Genomic DNA, 14872 nt, shown 5'->3' with positions numbered 1-14872 from the left:
GGTTGATTCAATGGTGACGCCAGGGAGGCGTCGTGATGAGTGATTTGATCTGGTTGTCGGCGGCACAGATGCGTCGGATCGAGCCGCACTTTCCCCTGTCGCATGGGGTGCCGCGCGTTGACGACCGGCGAGTGATCAGCGGGATCATCTTCGTGATCAGGAACGGGCTGCGTTGGCGCGATGCGCCCAAGGACTACGGTCCGCACAAGACGATCTACAACCGCTTCATCCGCTGGAGCCGGCTGGGTGTGTTCAACCGTATCTTTGCAGCGCTGGCGGCAAAAGGCGGCAAGCCCGACCAGTTGATGATCGATGCGACCCACCTGAAGGCACACCGAACCGCCGCGAGCCTCCTCAAAAAGGGGCTCTTCCCCGATGTATCGGACGCACCAAAGGCGGCCTGAACTCCAAGCTGCACGCGGTCTGCGACGGCCAGGGCCGACCGCTCGTCATGCTCCTCACCGAGGGGCAGACCAGCGACTACAAGGGCGCAGCGCTGATGCTCGACGCCCTGCCCAAAGCGAGGGCCATGCTCGGTGACCGCGGCTATGACGCCGACTGGTTCCGCGCCGCCCTGATCGCCAAGGGCATCACCCCTTGCATCCCATCGAAGGCCAACCGCAAAACCCCGATCCCGCATGACCGAACCCTCTACCGGCAACGTCACCGCATCGAGAACATGTTCGGCAGGCTCAAGGACTGGCGCCGCATCCACACCCGCTACGACCGATGCGCGCACGCCTTCTTCTCGGCCATCGCGCTAGCCGCAACCGTCATCTTCTGGCTGTGATCAATGAGTCCTGAGCCTAGCACTACTTTGGCAGAAGCATAATTTTTGGGATTCCCTTGGGTAGTTTTGCGTGATTCATAGGGAGCCAGCTATGGAGGCTGGCGATGGGCGGAGATTGGCGAAGCGACCTTGAGGTTTGGTTGGCGCCGTTTTTAGCGGCGCTCGGTCACAAGAAGCGGGCGCGAATGTGTCCCGCTTATGTTGCCGGCCTGATCGGCCCTGGAGACCGCAAGAGCGTCCAGCCGATGGCGGCTCGCGCCGATGCCATTGGGTATGACCAGCTTCATCACTTCGTGGCGGCAGGGGTCTGGGACAGTGCTCCGCTCGACGCGGCGCTGCTGACCGAAGCCGACCGGTTGGTCGGCGGCGGCGATGCCTTCCTTGTGATCGACGACACCGCGATGCCGAAGAAGGGGCGCCACTCGGTCGGTGTCGCGCCGCAATATGCGTCCTCGCTCGGCAAGAACGCGAACTGCCAGACGCTCGTGTCGGTGACGCTCGCATCGCGCGAGGTGCCAGTGATGGTTGGTCTGCGCCTGTTCCTGCCGGAGAGTTGGACCAGCGATCCCGAGCGCATGACGAAGGCGAAGGTGCCCGCCGACCGGCAGGTCGCCCTGACCAAGCCCGAGATCGCCATCGCCGAGATCGACCGGGTCGCGACGGCAGGCGTGCGCTTCGGCTGTGTGCTGGCGGATGCCGGATATGGCATGAGCGCGCCGTTCCGCCAGGCGCTGAGCGAGCGCGGCCTGTCCTGGGCGGTCGGCATACCCGGCCGGCAGAAGGTGTATCCGGCCGATGTCGCGATGATCTTCCCGATCTCGGGACATGGCCGACCTCGCCAGCACCATATCCCCGATGCAAAGTCCGTTGCGTCCGAGACGTTGCTCGCCGGGCAGCCATGGAAACGGGTCAGCTGGCGACGGGGTACGAAAGGGCGACTGGCCGCGCGCTTCGCCGCACTGCGCGTGCGTGTCGCCGACGGCCCGACCCAGCGTATCCGCGACATGGGCGGCCAGCATCTGCCGGGTGAAGAAGTGTGGCTGGTTGGTGAGCATCGTTCGACCGGCGAGCGCAAATACTACCTCTCGAACCTGCCTGCCGACACCGCGATCAAAACGCTCGCCGGAGCAATCAAGGCGCGGTGGATCTGCGAGCAGGCGCACCAGCAGCTCAAGGAGGAACTCGGCCTCGACCACTTTGAAGGTCGATCGTGGACAGGCCTGCATCGACACGCCTTGATGACGATGATCGCCTACGCCTTCCTTCAGTCCCGCCGCCTCACAGCAGCGGGACGGAAAAAAAAGAGTCTCGGGACCACCACCGCAACCAAGCATGCCAGCCGTCAGGCAGGCAATCGTCGACCTGTTCGCGAGAGCGCCACCGATGCGATGCCCGCACTGCAATGAGCACCTCACCCCGCCCGCAAAATCTAATCTGCCAAAGTAGTGCTAGCTTCAACAGCCCATCTATCACCCATGCTGCCTGCACCCTGTAGCTTCGCGTCCGCCAGAACAACGCTGCATTGACGACGCACGCTACCCCGAGCCCTCCGACTCGGGGCCCCAGTGCGGGTAACATAATCAGAAAATGCATTCCGACGATTGCGAGTGTCAGCGCCACAACCGCGGGGGCCGTTTCCGGCCTGGCGGCTTTCGGGCGACCGATCGTGGAAAGCGGACCTTTAGGTTAGTCCGCGACCCTCGAGACGTCGCTGAGGAGCAGAGACTTCGGTCGGCGACACACCTATGCTGAGCCGCCGCGGGAATGCGTCAATCAGCCCAGCGCGAGCTTCTGCCTGCGGCGCTCGCGCATCAGTTGGACCCGTTCGACAATAGCGCCGGGGTCGTAGGGACGAACCAGTCGCGGCCCGGCGTCGCAAAACTCAGCAGCCGCTTCAGCCGCAGCATCGAGGGTGCCGGCCAGCGCGATTTCTATCGTCGGATGATTGTCACGAACCCAGCGGCAGAAAGCAAAGCCATTTTGCGAACCAATCGCCGGCAATGCGCACAGCATAGCCGAGATGACATAATCCGGGGCGTTCAGGACGGTCATCGCTTCCTCGGTCGAGGCCGCCGCAATCACGGCATAGCCGCAGTGTTGCAGATATTCGGCCAAGGCGTGGCGGGCGATCACCTCACCATCGACCAGAAGCAGCGCTTCTTCGACCCGCGGCTTTGGCCGCTCAGTCACCGGATCGGCCGAGCACACGGTCGATTGTGCCGATGAGCGTAGATTCGGAATAGGGCTTGGGCACGATCGCCACGGCTCCGGCATTGACGAGTTCGTGCAACGCTACACCACCCGACGTGAGGACCACCGGGATGACCGGGTAATGCTCTTTCACATGAGCCACCAGTCCGACCCCATCGATCGAGCCCGGCATATTCACGTCAGAAAAAATCAGACTGCAGGGCATTCCCGTCGCCAGCAATATCATTGCCTCGTCCGCATCGCCGGCCTCGACAACTGCAAAGCCGGCGTCCCGCAGAATGTCCGCCGCAACAAATCGGATCAGAACCTCGTCGTCGACGACCATGAGAAGCAGGGGGATCGCTTCAGGCACATCTAGGGTTTCGCGCATATCAATCTTCACAATGGCCCCCATAACCAACGCTTAACCGACCGTGTCATTCGCTGTTCCGTGCCGTGACAATAAGGCTTTGAAATCGCAGGCGCTGAAGGCCTTCTGCTAGACTGCCTAGACTTCGGGATCGCGGGCGGCCCCTCCGACGAGCCTCAACGTGGTCCGATTGACGGTTACGATTGTGCCTGGCTCGGCGGCGACGACGTGAACAGTGGCATAAAGTTGCTTGGCATGCGCGGTTACGATCGTCGTTCCCAGTCCAGCCTTGGCAGCGCTCACATCGCCAGGCATTCCGACCCCGTCATCGGTGACTGTCAGCTGCCAGCCCTTGGCGGTTTCGCTGTACTCGACATTGATTTGGCGTGCGTAAGTGGCGAGCCTGCGGAGGTCACGATCTAAGAAAGCTGGCGAGATGCCGGATCAGGCCCGGATGGCAACGCCCGGCTAAGTGCGATGAGGGACCAGAGGCACCATCCCGCCAGCTTTCGTCCTCGCAATCCTGCCTTTTTTCACCGGGATCTTCGTGATGACGGGCGGTTGGGGGTAAGTACGGGCCTAGAAATGCCAACTATGTGGGAGTACGCCGGTGCGACGGCCTTGCAATCGCTTGTGCATTTATTCGGACGCGGTGCCGCCGCCCTTGGTCGCCGAATGGCCCAGTGCGGCGCATCTGCCGCGTGTGGCATCCCCACGCATGACATTTCGCCCATAGACGGGGTTTCGTGTCGGCGCGATATGGCTTCGTCAACAGCGGAGACCGACATGACCCAATTAACAGTGGGGCAGTACACGCTTGTGTACAACGCCTTTTCATTCACATTAGCTACGATGGCGGCCGCATCGATCTTCTTATGGATGGGGCGAAGCCAGGTTTCGACTTCTTACAAGACAGCGTTGACTATTTCCGGACTAGTCACAGCGATCGCTGCTTATCACTATTTTCGCATCTTCAACAGCTGGGAGAGCGCCTACACACTACGTAATGATGCGCTGACGGCAACCGGCTTCGCCTTTAACGATGCCTATCGTTACGTCGATTGGCTGCTGACCGTGCCGTTATTGCTCATTGAGCTAATTCTCGTAATGAAACTGCCGCAGAGCGAGACGGTTTCGCGGTCGTTCCGCCTCGGCCTTGCGGCCGTGCTGATGATCGGCCTTGGCTACCCCGGTGAGATTGCAGGCGACAACGCCACCCGCGCATTGTGGGGCACGCTGTCGACCATCCCGTTCATCTATATCGTATGGGCGCTGTTCAAGGGCTTGGGCGAATCGATCAACCGGCAGCCCGAGAATGTCCGCGGCCTGATCAAGAGCGCGCGATTGCTGACGTTTGCGTCATGGGGCTTTTACCCGCTCGTTTACATGTTGCCGTATACCGGCCTAAGCGGCGGTGCAGTGACGACGGGTGTGCAGATTGGATATACATTTGCCGACATCATCTCGAAGGTCGGTCTCGGCATTCTTGTGTACAATATCGCTGTGCGGAAATCGGCAGCCGAGCGTGATGAGCCCTTCGCCGGAAACCGGCCGATTGCAGCGTAGGATGGTCCACGCGGTTTCGCACGGACCGCGTGGCATTCGTACCACGACGATGGAAAAATCGACCTTCCCCGGTGCCACGGTTGCGCTTAGCGCAACCGTGGCTTTGCTCGTCGCAGCAGTCACCGGCGTGCCGCTGTCCGGTTCGACCGCTCTCGTCGCGGCGTGTGCGGCGATCCTCGTCTTTGGCTTACCGCATGGCGCACTCGACATCGAGCTGATCCACCGCCGCGGCAGGACCAGTCACGGCCTGGCCTCGATCCTCTCGGTCTATCTTGGCATCGCAGCGATAACGACCGCTGCTTGGCTGGTCGAACCAGTGGCGGCGCTCGCGGGATTTATCGTCATCGCCGTTATCCATTTTGCCGAGGATTGGGAGGCAACCGACTCGCGCTTCCTTGCCACGGGTCTCGCAGTCGCCCTCATCGCCGCGCCCGCGATGCTGCACCACGCTCAGGTCGCCGATATCTTTGTCGCACTGACAAAAGCGCCGGCCGCCGCGCGGCTTGCCGACGGGCTCCTACTCGTCGGGCCGGTCGCGCTGGCGATCGCTGCGGCCGGAATCCTGGCCATGATCGCCGCGCGCCGCTTTACTTCCGCAGCGGCAGCGATCGCGAGCCTGATCGCACTCACCGCGTTGCCTCCTGTAATCGGGTTTGCAGCGTTCTTTTGCCTGTTCCATTCCCCGCGGCATTTCGTTGGTGCTCTCCGGGCTGCGCGGCGCGGGCGCGTCGCACAGTGGCTCCCGGTTGTCGTTCCCGTGACCGGTGCAGCGCTGGCGATCGTCACCTGCATTTATCTAATTCGTGGCGGGCTTGCGGTGCCGGAACGACTGACGGCGGCGACTTTCATGGCGCTGTCGATCCTGACGGTACCGCATATGCTCGCCCCGATCCTGTTTAAGCGCCGTGACACCGACCCATTTGGCCGCCGACGAATACCGCGGCCAGCGCCGCGTCCAGTATCAAGCGATTACAATATCGCTCCGATATAATATTCTAATGTGTCATTAATCTGACGCAAAGACAGAACGTCACATGTTAGATCTTTTTGCTGATCTTAATCCGCAGCTAGTCTAGGGTTATTGTGTCGACCCAGGATATTCGGGGCGATCTTTAAAGGATATATCATGCACGATATCGTCGATACTGCCGTCGCCGCGGGTTCGTTCAAGACGCTCGTCGCCGCCGTCACCGCGGCCGACCTAGGCGCGACCTTAAAGGGTGCCGGCCCGTTTACCGTCTTCGCCCCGTCGGACGACGCGTTCGCCAAGCTCCCCGATGGGACCGTTGAGGAACTGGTGAAGCCCGAGAACAAGGCCAAGCTGACCGCGATCCTTACGCTTCATGTCGTTCCGGGGAAGGTCATGGCAGCCGACATCACTGGGCCGATGTCGCCCGCTTCGGTTGGTGGTGAGCACCTCAACATCACCACGGATCATGGTGTGAGCGTCAACGGCGCGCACGTCACAACCGCTGACATTGAGTGCACCAACGGTGTCATCCACGTGATCGATACCGTTCTGATGCCGACGGCCTGAGGATGATCCGGGGGCGGCGACACCGCCGCCCCCAACGCCTCAAGAGCCAAAATTAAATGTCAGCACGCGGCCGAGCTTGGGATGGCCTGAACCAATATCGCGGCAAAGCGGGCAATCGCTGTCGAACCGAGCCATGAACTCAAGCATGCGGATAGATAAGGAACTTGCCGCCCAGTCGAACATGAGGCGGGTGCAACCGATTATGCTGATCGCGATCATTGGTGCCGGTTTGTCCGGTCTGTCCTGCGCCGACGCTCTCGTCCGGCAGGGCCACGAGGTGGCTTTATTCGACAAAGGGCGAGGACCAGGCGGCCGCATGTCGACGCGGCGGGTCGAGGCGCTCGGACTTACGCTGCACTTCGACCATGGCGCCCAATATTTTACTGTGCGCGATCCCGCCTTCGCGTTGCAGGTCGCCGACTGGGAGCGCGACGGTGTGGCGGCACGCTGGCCCGAAGCAGGCGCGGACGCGTGGGTCGGCACGCCCAGCATGAGCGCACCCGTGAGGGCGATGGCGGCGGGTCACGCGGTAACATGGAACGCGCGAGTTGAGACGCTCGACTGTGACGGCGGAACATGGCGTATCGTCGGTCGGCCCGAGGCCGGGGGCTTTGACACGATGATCATTGCCGTCCCTGCCGAACAGGCCGCGTCGCTGCTGAAGCCGTTTCATGCCGACTTCGCCGCGTCCGCGGCTCGCCGCCGCTCGGCGCCGTGCTGGACGGCAATGATCGCTTTTGCGGAGGCGATCGTGACGGAGACCACAATCATACGCGACATTGGTGCTGTCGCATGGGCAACTCGCGATGGCGCGAAACCCGGCCGTAATCATGCGGAAACCTGGATCGTCCAAGCCTCGCCGCAATGGTCAGTCGCCCATCTGGAAGCGTCACCAGAGGAAATAGCGCCCAAACTCTTGCGTCGTCTCGAAGCCGCGCTCGGCATGCCGCTACCGGCGCCAGTATACCTGTCAGCGCACCGGTGGCGTTACGCCCGCAGCGACACCACTAGCGGGCCCGGTGCGCTGCGGGATAACGCTCTCAGGATCGGAGTGTGCGGCGACTGGCTGCTGGCGCCGCGCATCGAGGCAGCGTGGTTGTCGGGCCGGCTCCTAGCAGGCCTGATCGGCTGAGGCGGGGTTCGCAGACACGGAGCTGTCGACTTGTCGTAAGGCATGCCCGCCCAATTACAGTCGGCCGACCACCCGCCCCAGGAGAGTTAGCAATCTTCTGCCGACCTCTAAACACCCCCTCGTGGCAAATCCACGTAATGGTGTTCTGTGCTAGCTGGGACGGGGCCGATAGTCGCCAGTCCGCTTTCGGCAGTCAGGAGGGAGAAAGCTGTCATCGTAGACCGCGATGTCGCCGCCGCATTCGACCTCTCGCAGTCGTTCCTCGGAAAATAAAATTGAACGCTTCTGCCGGTCTTAATGTGGCGTCATAGCTACGGCGCTACTTTGAGGTTTCAACCGTGGTGGTCTGGTCCTCGACCGCAAAGTCGGAAGCGTGCTTCGTCAATTTAGCCGGCAGCATTCCTTGCCCCTTCGTCCCGCTCCAGGGATTCATTTCTACACAGTAGCCGCTGTGGTCGCCGCATTGGCGCACCTCACCGGTATGGCTGTCGAGGACGACGATCACGTGTTCATCATCCTCGATCCCTGCATCAGCCGCGTCGGGCTTGGCTCGAGCAATGTTCATCTTCGCCCATAGCCGTCCCGCATCGAATACACCTATGCCCGTAAATCGACCTGAGTTCCTCGGGGGACCTGACGAGGGCTCCTGCTTACCGCAGCCAGCCAGAAAGGTCGCCGCAGTGACCGCGACAACCAGCATGCGCATTGCACCTTTCACCGTCGGACGTCCTCAACAGGATGTTTATCACCTTTAGCTATGCCGAAAGCCCGCTGGCGGCAAATCGCGCCGGCGCCACTTCTTGTGCTTGAACCCCAGCGACAAGGGGGGGGCCGGTAACTGTCTGGCAGCTTTCCGGCATGAGTGCAGCATAGCTGCCGTTCGACGTATCACGGATCCGATGGCAGCTCCCGCCCCCAATAGCAGTCGTGCCCGGAGACGATGGCGATGTCCGAAACTTGCCGATCGCGTGGACACTACCTTTTCCGATTAGAGCGGGACGCCGACTTCATTCCGCCGCTGCAGCCTTGCCCGCTCACTTATGTATAAGCAGTTTCTCTTTTTTTGCTCACTTGTATATGACTATTTATCATCGTTCTGCTCATATAAAGATGTTATTGTACTCAAGGATGGACACATATATATGAGCATGAAACAGGCCCAACTCGCCAGAAAAAACCTCGACAAGAAGCTCGCCCCCCTACGGACAGAGCCGATTGTGACGCCTTCGCGCGGTTGGACGAAAGCCATTCGCGAGTCCCTTGGCATGACCACGCGCCAGCTCGCCGAGCGCATGGGCGTAGCACCCTCGCGCGTCACCACGATCGAGAAAGCGGAGACGGCAGGCGCAGTTACCCTCAAAACTCTGCGCCAAACGGCCGGAGCTTTGGGCTGTCAGTTTGTCTATGCATTCGTGCCGACAAAGCCACTCGACGAGATGCTCTACGATCAGGCCGCGCGTAAGGTGCGTAACGAACTTGCACACCTCAATCACACGATGCGCCTCGAAAATCAGGCGCTCACGCCTGCCGATCTAAAAGACGAGGAGCGACGGCTCGTTGGTGAATGGCTTACCCACCTGAACCGTCGCTTGTGGGAAAAGGAATGAGCGATCCGCTCCTTAAGGGTGACGACGATGCCAACACGCCTCTCGAAGCCGAAGAGCGCGAGCAGCTCATTCCATCTTACATCACGCTGCGCGCCGAACTGAACGAAGCCGAACTGACCAACATCGCAGACGCGAGGAATTGGCTGTCGTCGCGAAAGCGAGAAGTACTCAATCCCCGTTTTCTAAATGAGCTGCATAAACGCATGTATGGTGATGTCTGGAGGTGGGCGGGCACCTACCGCACCACCGCACGCAATATCGGCATCGACGCCCACCGCATCCCGGTCGAGCTCTACCAAGCAATCGATAACGCCATATACTGGGCCGCAAACAAGACCTTTCCGGCCGACGAGATTGCCATTCGCTTCAGCCACCGCGTTGTCGCGATCCACCCCTATCCAAACGGCAACGGTCGCTTTTCCCGTATGGTCGGCGACCTTCTCGCGATCGAACTTGCCCAACCGCGTTTCACTTGGGGGCAGGTCAATCTCGTCGATCCGACCGAGACCCGCAAGGCCTACATTGCCGCGCTCAAAGCAGCCGATGCCGAAGACTTTGAGCCGTTGATCGCGTTCGCGCGGTCGTGAAGTCGCGCCGACCATCCGCCTTCAACGGGCTCGCGACACATCCGAGGCTGAGCGTGCAAGCGGCCTGCACAATGCCATAAACCACCGCTTCCAGGCTCGAATCGCCCATCGCAATTGTCTTAAATCGGAAGCGAAGCTGTCGGCCGGCGACGCATGAACGAAAGGCCGTTTGCGTCACCTCAGCGCTCGAAAGCGGCCGGCCTTAATCTACCAATTAAGTCAGCTGAGCCACCTGAACGGACGGCGGCTTTCGGGCTCAGGAAAGTTGTACGGCGAGAAATGGGCGCACAGCGGACGAGACGTCTTTCGACCGAATGACCGTTTACGTTATTTTGTCCCTTCAGTCCGTCTGAGACGGTTCAAATAGTTTTCATCTTTTAGGACTAAATAATCGAAAGCGCCCAGCGCCGATGAGCCACTAAAAGTGCGATTGGAACGTCGCTACTCAGCACGAGTTATACAGACGACGTAAAAATTCAACCGGCCTAAACTAAGGAATTTTGTGTGAACGTGCTTGCTGCTCAAAGTGAAACGCTTTCCTTAACCGCCAATATCGTCAGTGCGCACGTCTCCAATAACTCTGTCGCGCTTTCCGACCTTTCAGGAATGATTGCGAACGTCTATGCGGCCCTCGCTCGCCTCGGCGCCCAGGTCGAACCGCAAGCCGGCCAGCAGACACCGGCGGTCTCGATTCGCGCGTCGATCAAGCCCGATTATCTTGTCTGTCTTGAGGACGGCAGACATTTTAAAATGCTCAAACGACATCTGATGAATGGCTACGGTTTGACGCCAGACGCGTACCGCGCAAAATGGCGCTTACCTGCAGATTACCCGATGGTCGCCCCCGCTTATGCGGAAAAGCGTCGCAACTTGGCGTTAAAAATCGGGCTCGGGCGGATGAACTCCACCGCGCAGCGCGCATCTACCGCACGGGCCGGCGACTCAAAGAAAACCCGCTCCCCCCGCACCTAGCAACGTCATCTAACAAGAGGATCGCGTCGTTGGAGCCGGACATCGCCTGATGGGCGGGGTCGGGTGCTCGATTAGGCCGCGAGAAAATCTGTTCGACATGTCTAAAATTGAATATCGCGGACATGTCGCCCCCCGCTCAAAAACGACATTTGGGGCGAGATACCAGAACCAACATTCGTTCTTCATCCGCGCCCCCGATTTGCTGGCGCTAAGTTGCCTTTAGAAGACAGATTTCAATCAACCCTGAGCCTAGGGTCAGCCTTTGTCCACGAGGCCTTGCATCACTACAATAGTAGCCCGATGAACTTTCCCAGAAGCGATCGCGAGCCTCCGATCAGCCCTTCTCCCCAATAATCCGGCGTTTGGACAAAACTGCCTCGACATTGATTTGCAATTAAGATCGAAGATCTTGATTAGGCATCTGGTAATGTGACAACTGGCAGACTAAGTGCGGATTACCGGTCAGCTGAAATATGCAAACGGCCTCAGACAAGGAACTTTCTGTGAACGATCTTGCGTCTAATAATGAACTTCTGACCCTGACGGCCGATATCGTCAGCTCGCACGTCGCCAATAACTCGGTTGCGCTTTCTGACGTCCCGGGAATGATCGCAAGCGTCCATGCAGCGCTTGCTCGCCTTGGAACACAGGTCGAGCCGGAGAAGGTCCAGCAGGATCCGGCGGTTTCGATCCGGGCTTCGGTCAAGCCGGACTACCTTGTCTGCCTCGAGGACGGCAAAAAGCTGAAGATGCTCAAGCGGCACCTGATGACCAGCTATGGCATGACGCCGGACGGGTACCGCGCCAAGTGGAAACTGCCCGCTGATTATCCGATGGTCGCGCCTGCCTATGCCGAGCAGCGTCGCAGCCTGGCGATAAAGATCGGACTCGGACGCAAGGCCCCGCCCGCACCCGCGGTTGAGGCCGTTTCGGCAAAAAAGCCACGTTCCCTACGCGCCAAGCTCGCGCCGGCGTTCGACGCACAGGCGGCTTAAGAGGTCCAAATATCGCCTGACGCGCAGGGCGTTGGACACGCGGGCAAACGATTTGGGCTCACGCGCTTGATATGTCCGGAACCCAAGAGTTTCGGACATATCGGCGACGGCACCTCCCACTGCGAGGCTTCAGTCTCGCACCCGGTCCGACTAGTAGCTACTCAGCGGCAAACCGCTTCGTCAGCCGCGCGCTCGCACCGCTCTTGGCGGCGAGCTTCGCGCCGTAGCGCATCACCGTCTTTGCGTCGCGCCGGCGGTACGCCTGCATGATTGCCGGCAGCCCCTCCCCTGCCGCAAAATTGTCCTGCGCGACCCCGACCCGGATCGAATGGCTCGACACCGCCGTGACCCAGCGCTCGAGCTCGGCCTCGCTCATGGCCCCGAGCAGCCTCTTGTCGAACGCGGCACGGATCAGCCACTCCTAGATGATCGCGATCGTGCCGGGATGGAGCGCCCCCTCCCCCACCGTGCTGACGCCGCCGTCGAAGTAGGTCTCGACCCGACGAAACAGCGCCCCGCGATCGATATGCCCCCTCTCCCGCCAGCGTTTTATCGCCTTCATCGCTGCCGGCGACAGATAGGCGAGCGCCCCCTCCCCCTCCCGATCTGTCTTGCTCCGCGGGATCAACAGCGTCCCCGCCCCCTCGCCATCGGGCCCGTCGATATGGTCGACCTCGATCCCCACCAGTTCCGAGCGCCGACAGGCGGTGTCCTAGATGTGTGATCCCATGCTTTGATGGTGTATTATTCAGTGCCAGCTGCAGGGAAGCGCTATGGGCAGGTCCTCCACGGGAACGCCACGACGACTGAGGCAGTCCGTCGAGCGATACAGCATAGTCAAGCTAGCTTGAGGGCGCTGGCCAAGCGCCACGGCATCAACCGGAAGACCGTCGCGAAGTGGAAGAAGCGGACCTCGACAGCCGATCTTCCGACCGGCCCCAAGGTCGCCAGATCGACGGTGCTGTCGATCGAACATGAAGCCGTGATCGTCGCCTTCCGCCGACATACGCTGCTGCCTCTGGACGACTGCCTGTACGCGCTGCAGGCCAGCATCCCGCACCTGACGCGCTCGTCGCTACACCGTTGTTTGCAGCGCCACGGCATCTCGCAGCTGCCCACGATCGAGGGCGACGCGCCCGTCCGCGCCAAGTTCAAGAGCTATCCGATCGGCTACTTCCACATCGATATCGCCGAGGTACGCACCGAGCAGGGGGAGCTCTATCTGCTCGTTGCGATCGACCGCACTTCCAAGTTCGCCTTCGTCGAGCTTCATGAGAAGGCGATCACCAGGGTCGCTGCCGACTTCCTTCGGCATCTCATCGCCGCGGTGCCGTACACGGTGCGCACCGTGCTCACCGACAACGGCATCCACTTCACCGATCCCAAGTATCCGGGCTCGGCTGTCGAAGAGGTCAAGCGCGCCATCGCGAATGGCGAACTTTTCCGCTGCCTCTCCTTCGCGCTCGCCTGCGCCCAGAACGACATCGACCACCGGCTCACCAAGCCTCGCCATCCCTGGACCAACGGGCAGGTCGAACGGATGAACCGCACCATCAAAGAAGCGACCGTCAAACGGTATCACTACGACACGCACGATCAGCTCAGGCAGCATCTTGGCGACTTCGTTGCCGCCTACAACTTCGGTCGCAGGCTCAAGACCCTCAAAGGCCTCACACCCTATGAAGCTATCTGCAAAGCGTGGCTTGCCGAGCCTCATAGATTTACGTCAGATCCGACCCATCAGATCCCGGGACCAAACATCTAGGTGACGAGATATGGGCGCACCGCTGCCATATTCAGTAGGCGCCCGCAGGTCGTTCAGCTCGACGCGATTTGCTGTTCGAGCAGGGTCAACGCCGCGGCGGCGAACGCGATCATGTTCTTCAGCCGGTCGCTGCGTCGGATCTCGAGGGTCTGTGCGACGGTGGTGGTGCTGGCAACGGCGAAGCAACAATGACCGGCGACATCAGCATGGGGGTTGCCGGTCCGACACGCAGCATCGGTCTCGGAAATGCCCCAAGTGGCGCTGCACCGCCGACGGACGGTCTAGGCGAGCAGGACTGCATACGGCTCACTTGCCGATTTCAGGCCACGAACATCTTCGCGCGTGAGGTCGAGCAGGCGATGGCGGGCGCGAGGCGTATAGATCACGCCGCCGCCGAGATAATAGGCCGAGGCTCCCGGCACCGCGAGCAGCGCTGCCGAGATCAAGCCCCCGGTCGACGATTCGGCGACGGCGATCGTTTGCTTCTTCGCGATTAACGCGGCGGCGACCGCCCGCGCTTGATCGAACAGCTTATCAATGGTCATGACAGACATGCTTTTTGGCGACTGCGGCCGTGATCCGTCATCGCGCCAGCACAAGCTTGAGGTCTGGGATTTGGATCCGCGCCCACGCCTGATCAGCGGTAAGGACCGGCAGTCCTTCAGCAATTGCCAGCGCCATACACGTCCGATCCCCAAGGCCGCTGCCAAATTCCTTGGTGGCGGAATAGAGCTTGGCCGCCGCGATAGCGTCCTCGCGCGCGTGCGGACGCACCTCTAGATGCAGGGCGTCGAGCATCGCTAACGCAGCCTCGATGGGAACTTCGCGGCGCAACAGGCCCTTGATCACTTCCTGAAAATTTACCGCCGAAATGACCCCGTCGCCAATATACGGCGCGACGACATGGGCCCCGGGCTCGTCGCGCAGCAGCGCCAATATCGCCGAGGCGTCAAAAACGATCGATGCCATGCTTTCTTGCTGGCTTAGTCGAAGTCTTCGCGGACGGCTTCGGCGCGTCGCTCGGCGATGAAATCATCGACCGAGAGATCATGGGTCGCGTGCTTACGGTACAGGTCCTGAGCGCGCTTGATGCTCTGACGCATCGAAGTCAGCTTCACGTTGTCCCCGTCGATCGACAGGACTACGATACCAGCTCCCGTTACACCAAGCGCTTGTCGCGCTGCTCGTGGCAGCACCATGCGCCCGTTCTCAGCAATCCGGATGTCGACCATCTCGTTCATGCGTGACACTGTACATCAAATGACACGACCACCACAAGTGCCACATTGTAAATCTTGCCTGCCGTCCTCAAATTGCGGTAGTTGCTCTTTGTAAATGTTAGCGTCTGTCTCTTGCCGGCT

18 protein-coding genes and 2 pseudogenes are annotated in these 14872 nt (G+C 60.6%); 11 read left to right on the top strand and 9 right to left on the bottom strand.

The window, feature by feature from the left end; genetic code table 11:
- The first annotated feature begins 35 nt into the window (after window positions 1–35).
- Both KZX46_RS01870 and KZX46_RS01865 read left to right on the top strand, forming a co-directional pair.
- Window positions 36–790, top strand: a protein-coding gene (locus KZX46_RS01870; RefSeq protein WP_219774167.1) for an IS5 family transposase whose coding sequence is annotated in 2 segments (ribosomal slippage) — window positions 36–369 and window positions 369–790 — 756 coding nt in all. Because the reading frame shifts where the segments join, the coding sequence is not laid out codon by codon here.
- A gap of 104 nt (window positions 791–894) precedes the next feature.
- Window positions 895–2196, top strand: a complete 1302-nt coding sequence (locus tag KZX46_RS01865; protein ID WP_219774166.1) for an IS701 family transposase — start codon at window positions 895–897, stop codon at window positions 2194–2196.
- A gap of 367 nt (window positions 2197–2563) precedes the next feature.
- Here KZX46_RS01865 and KZX46_RS01860 read toward each other — a convergent pair whose 3' ends face one another.
- From KZX46_RS01860 to KZX46_RS01850, 3 genes are all read right to left on the bottom strand, one after another.
- Window positions 2564–2980 (bottom strand): two-component system response regulator, encoded by a 417-nt coding sequence (locus KZX46_RS01860; protein ID WP_216711442.1) that lies wholly within the window; start codon window positions 2978–2980, stop codon window positions 2564–2566.
- Complete coding sequence (locus tag KZX46_RS01855) at window positions 2973–3383, bottom strand: response regulator (RefSeq protein ID WP_216711443.1); 411 nt, start codon at window positions 3381–3383, stop codon at window positions 2973–2975. The genes KZX46_RS01860 and KZX46_RS01855 overlap by 8 nt, the downstream gene beginning before the upstream one ends.
- Window positions 3384–3488: 105 nt before the next feature.
- Window positions 3489–3665: a hypothetical protein gene (locus tag KZX46_RS01850; protein ID WP_219774165.1), complete on the bottom strand. Its 177-nt coding sequence runs from the start codon at window positions 3663–3665 to the stop codon at window positions 3489–3491.
- Window positions 3666–4136: 471 nt separating this feature from the next.
- On the opposite strand from KZX46_RS01850, the gene KZX46_RS01845 reads away from it, so the two are divergent.
- From KZX46_RS01845 to KZX46_RS01835, 3 genes are all read left to right on the top strand, one after another.
- A complete protein-coding gene (locus KZX46_RS01845; protein ID WP_219774164.1) occupies window positions 4137–4916 on the top strand; it encodes a bacteriorhodopsin-like in 780 nt (259 codons plus the stop codon).
- 1 nt (window position 4917) lies between these two features.
- Entirely contained in the window at window positions 4918–5907 is a 990-nt protein-coding gene (locus tag KZX46_RS01840; RefSeq protein ID WP_219774163.1) for a Brp/Blh family beta-carotene 15,15'-dioxygenase, read from the top strand.
- A 135-nt stretch (window positions 5908–6042) separates the two neighbouring features.
- Entirely contained in the window at window positions 6043–6453 is a 411-nt protein-coding gene (locus KZX46_RS01835; RefSeq protein WP_216711446.1) for a fasciclin domain-containing protein, read from the top strand.
- A 39-nt stretch (window positions 6454–6492) separates the two neighbouring features.
- Here the strand turns inward: KZX46_RS01835 and KZX46_RS01830 are convergent, their stop codons facing one another.
- Window positions 6493–6672 (bottom strand): hypothetical protein, encoded by a 180-nt coding sequence (locus tag KZX46_RS01830; RefSeq protein ID WP_216711447.1) that lies wholly within the window; start codon window positions 6670–6672, stop codon window positions 6493–6495.
- On the opposite strand from KZX46_RS01830, the gene KZX46_RS01825 reads away from it, so the two are divergent.
- Window positions 6656–7585, top strand: coding sequence for an NAD(P)/FAD-dependent oxidoreductase (locus KZX46_RS01825; RefSeq protein ID WP_216711448.1), 930 nt, complete (start codon window positions 6656–6658; stop codon window positions 7583–7585). The genes KZX46_RS01830 and KZX46_RS01825 overlap by 17 nt on opposite strands.
- Before the next feature lie 319 nt (window positions 7586–7904).
- Here KZX46_RS01825 and KZX46_RS01820 read toward each other — a convergent pair whose 3' ends face one another.
- Window positions 7905–8285, bottom strand: coding sequence for a hypothetical protein (locus KZX46_RS01820; protein ID WP_219774162.1), 381 nt, complete (start codon window positions 8283–8285; stop codon window positions 7905–7907).
- Window positions 8286–8727: 442 nt separating this feature from the next.
- On the opposite strand from KZX46_RS01820, the gene KZX46_RS01815 reads away from it, so the two are divergent.
- The 4 genes from KZX46_RS01815 to KZX46_RS01800 all read left to right on the top strand — a co-directional run bounded on the left by KZX46_RS01815 (window position 8728) and on the right by KZX46_RS01800 (window position 11746).
- Window positions 8728–9192, top strand: coding sequence for a mobile mystery protein A (locus KZX46_RS01815; RefSeq protein WP_219774161.1), 465 nt, complete (start codon window positions 8728–8730; stop codon window positions 9190–9192).
- Window positions 9189–9779, top strand: coding sequence for a mobile mystery protein B (locus KZX46_RS01810; RefSeq protein ID WP_216711451.1), 591 nt, complete (start codon window positions 9189–9191; stop codon window positions 9777–9779). The genes KZX46_RS01815 and KZX46_RS01810 overlap by 4 nt, the downstream gene beginning before the upstream one ends.
- Window positions 9780–10283: 504 nt before the next feature.
- On the top strand, window positions 10284–10751 hold the full coding sequence (locus KZX46_RS01805) for a MucR family transcriptional regulator (RefSeq protein ID WP_216711452.1): 468 nt from the start codon (window positions 10284–10286) through the stop codon (window positions 10749–10751).
- A 473-nt stretch (window positions 10752–11224) separates the two neighbouring features.
- A complete protein-coding gene (locus KZX46_RS01800; protein ID WP_216711453.1) occupies window positions 11225–11746 on the top strand; it encodes a MucR family transcriptional regulator in 522 nt (173 codons plus the stop codon).
- A 157-nt stretch (window positions 11747–11903) separates the two neighbouring features.
- On the opposite strand, the pseudogene KZX46_RS01795 reads toward KZX46_RS01800, so the two are convergent.
- Window positions 11904–12458, bottom strand: a pseudogene (locus KZX46_RS01795) (integrase); the annotation flags it as partial.
- 24 nt (window positions 12459–12482) lie between these two features.
- Between KZX46_RS01795 and KZX46_RS01790 the strand changes: the two are divergent.
- Window positions 12483–13511: an IS481 family transposase gene (locus KZX46_RS01790; protein WP_219774226.1), complete on the top strand. Its 1029-nt coding sequence runs from the start codon at window positions 12483–12485 to the stop codon at window positions 13509–13511.
- A gap of 53 nt (window positions 13512–13564) precedes the next feature.
- On the opposite strand, the pseudogene KZX46_RS01785 reads toward KZX46_RS01790, so the two are convergent.
- From KZX46_RS01785 to KZX46_RS01775, 3 genes and pseudogenes are all read right to left on the bottom strand, one after another.
- Window positions 13565–14050 (bottom strand): annotated as a pseudogene (locus KZX46_RS01785) (CinA family protein).
- Window positions 14051–14093: 43 nt separating this feature from the next.
- Window positions 14094–14480, bottom strand: a complete 387-nt coding sequence (locus KZX46_RS01780) for a type II toxin-antitoxin system VapC family toxin (protein WP_216711455.1) — start codon at window positions 14478–14480, stop codon at window positions 14094–14096.
- 14 nt (window positions 14481–14494) lie between these two features.
- Entirely contained in the window at window positions 14495–14752 is a 258-nt protein-coding gene (locus tag KZX46_RS01775) for an AbrB/MazE/SpoVT family DNA-binding domain-containing protein (protein ID WP_216711456.1), read from the bottom strand.
- Window positions 14753–14872: the final 120 nt, after the last annotated feature.

This window comes from Polymorphobacter sp. PAMC 29334 (assembly GCF_019431245.1).
GTDB lineage: Bacteria > Pseudomonadota > Alphaproteobacteria > Sphingomonadales > Sphingomonadaceae > Polymorphobacter_B > Polymorphobacter_B megasporae.
The sequence above is the reverse complement of the archived record's forward strand: the minus strand, read 5'-3'. Positions and strand labels throughout refer to the sequence as shown.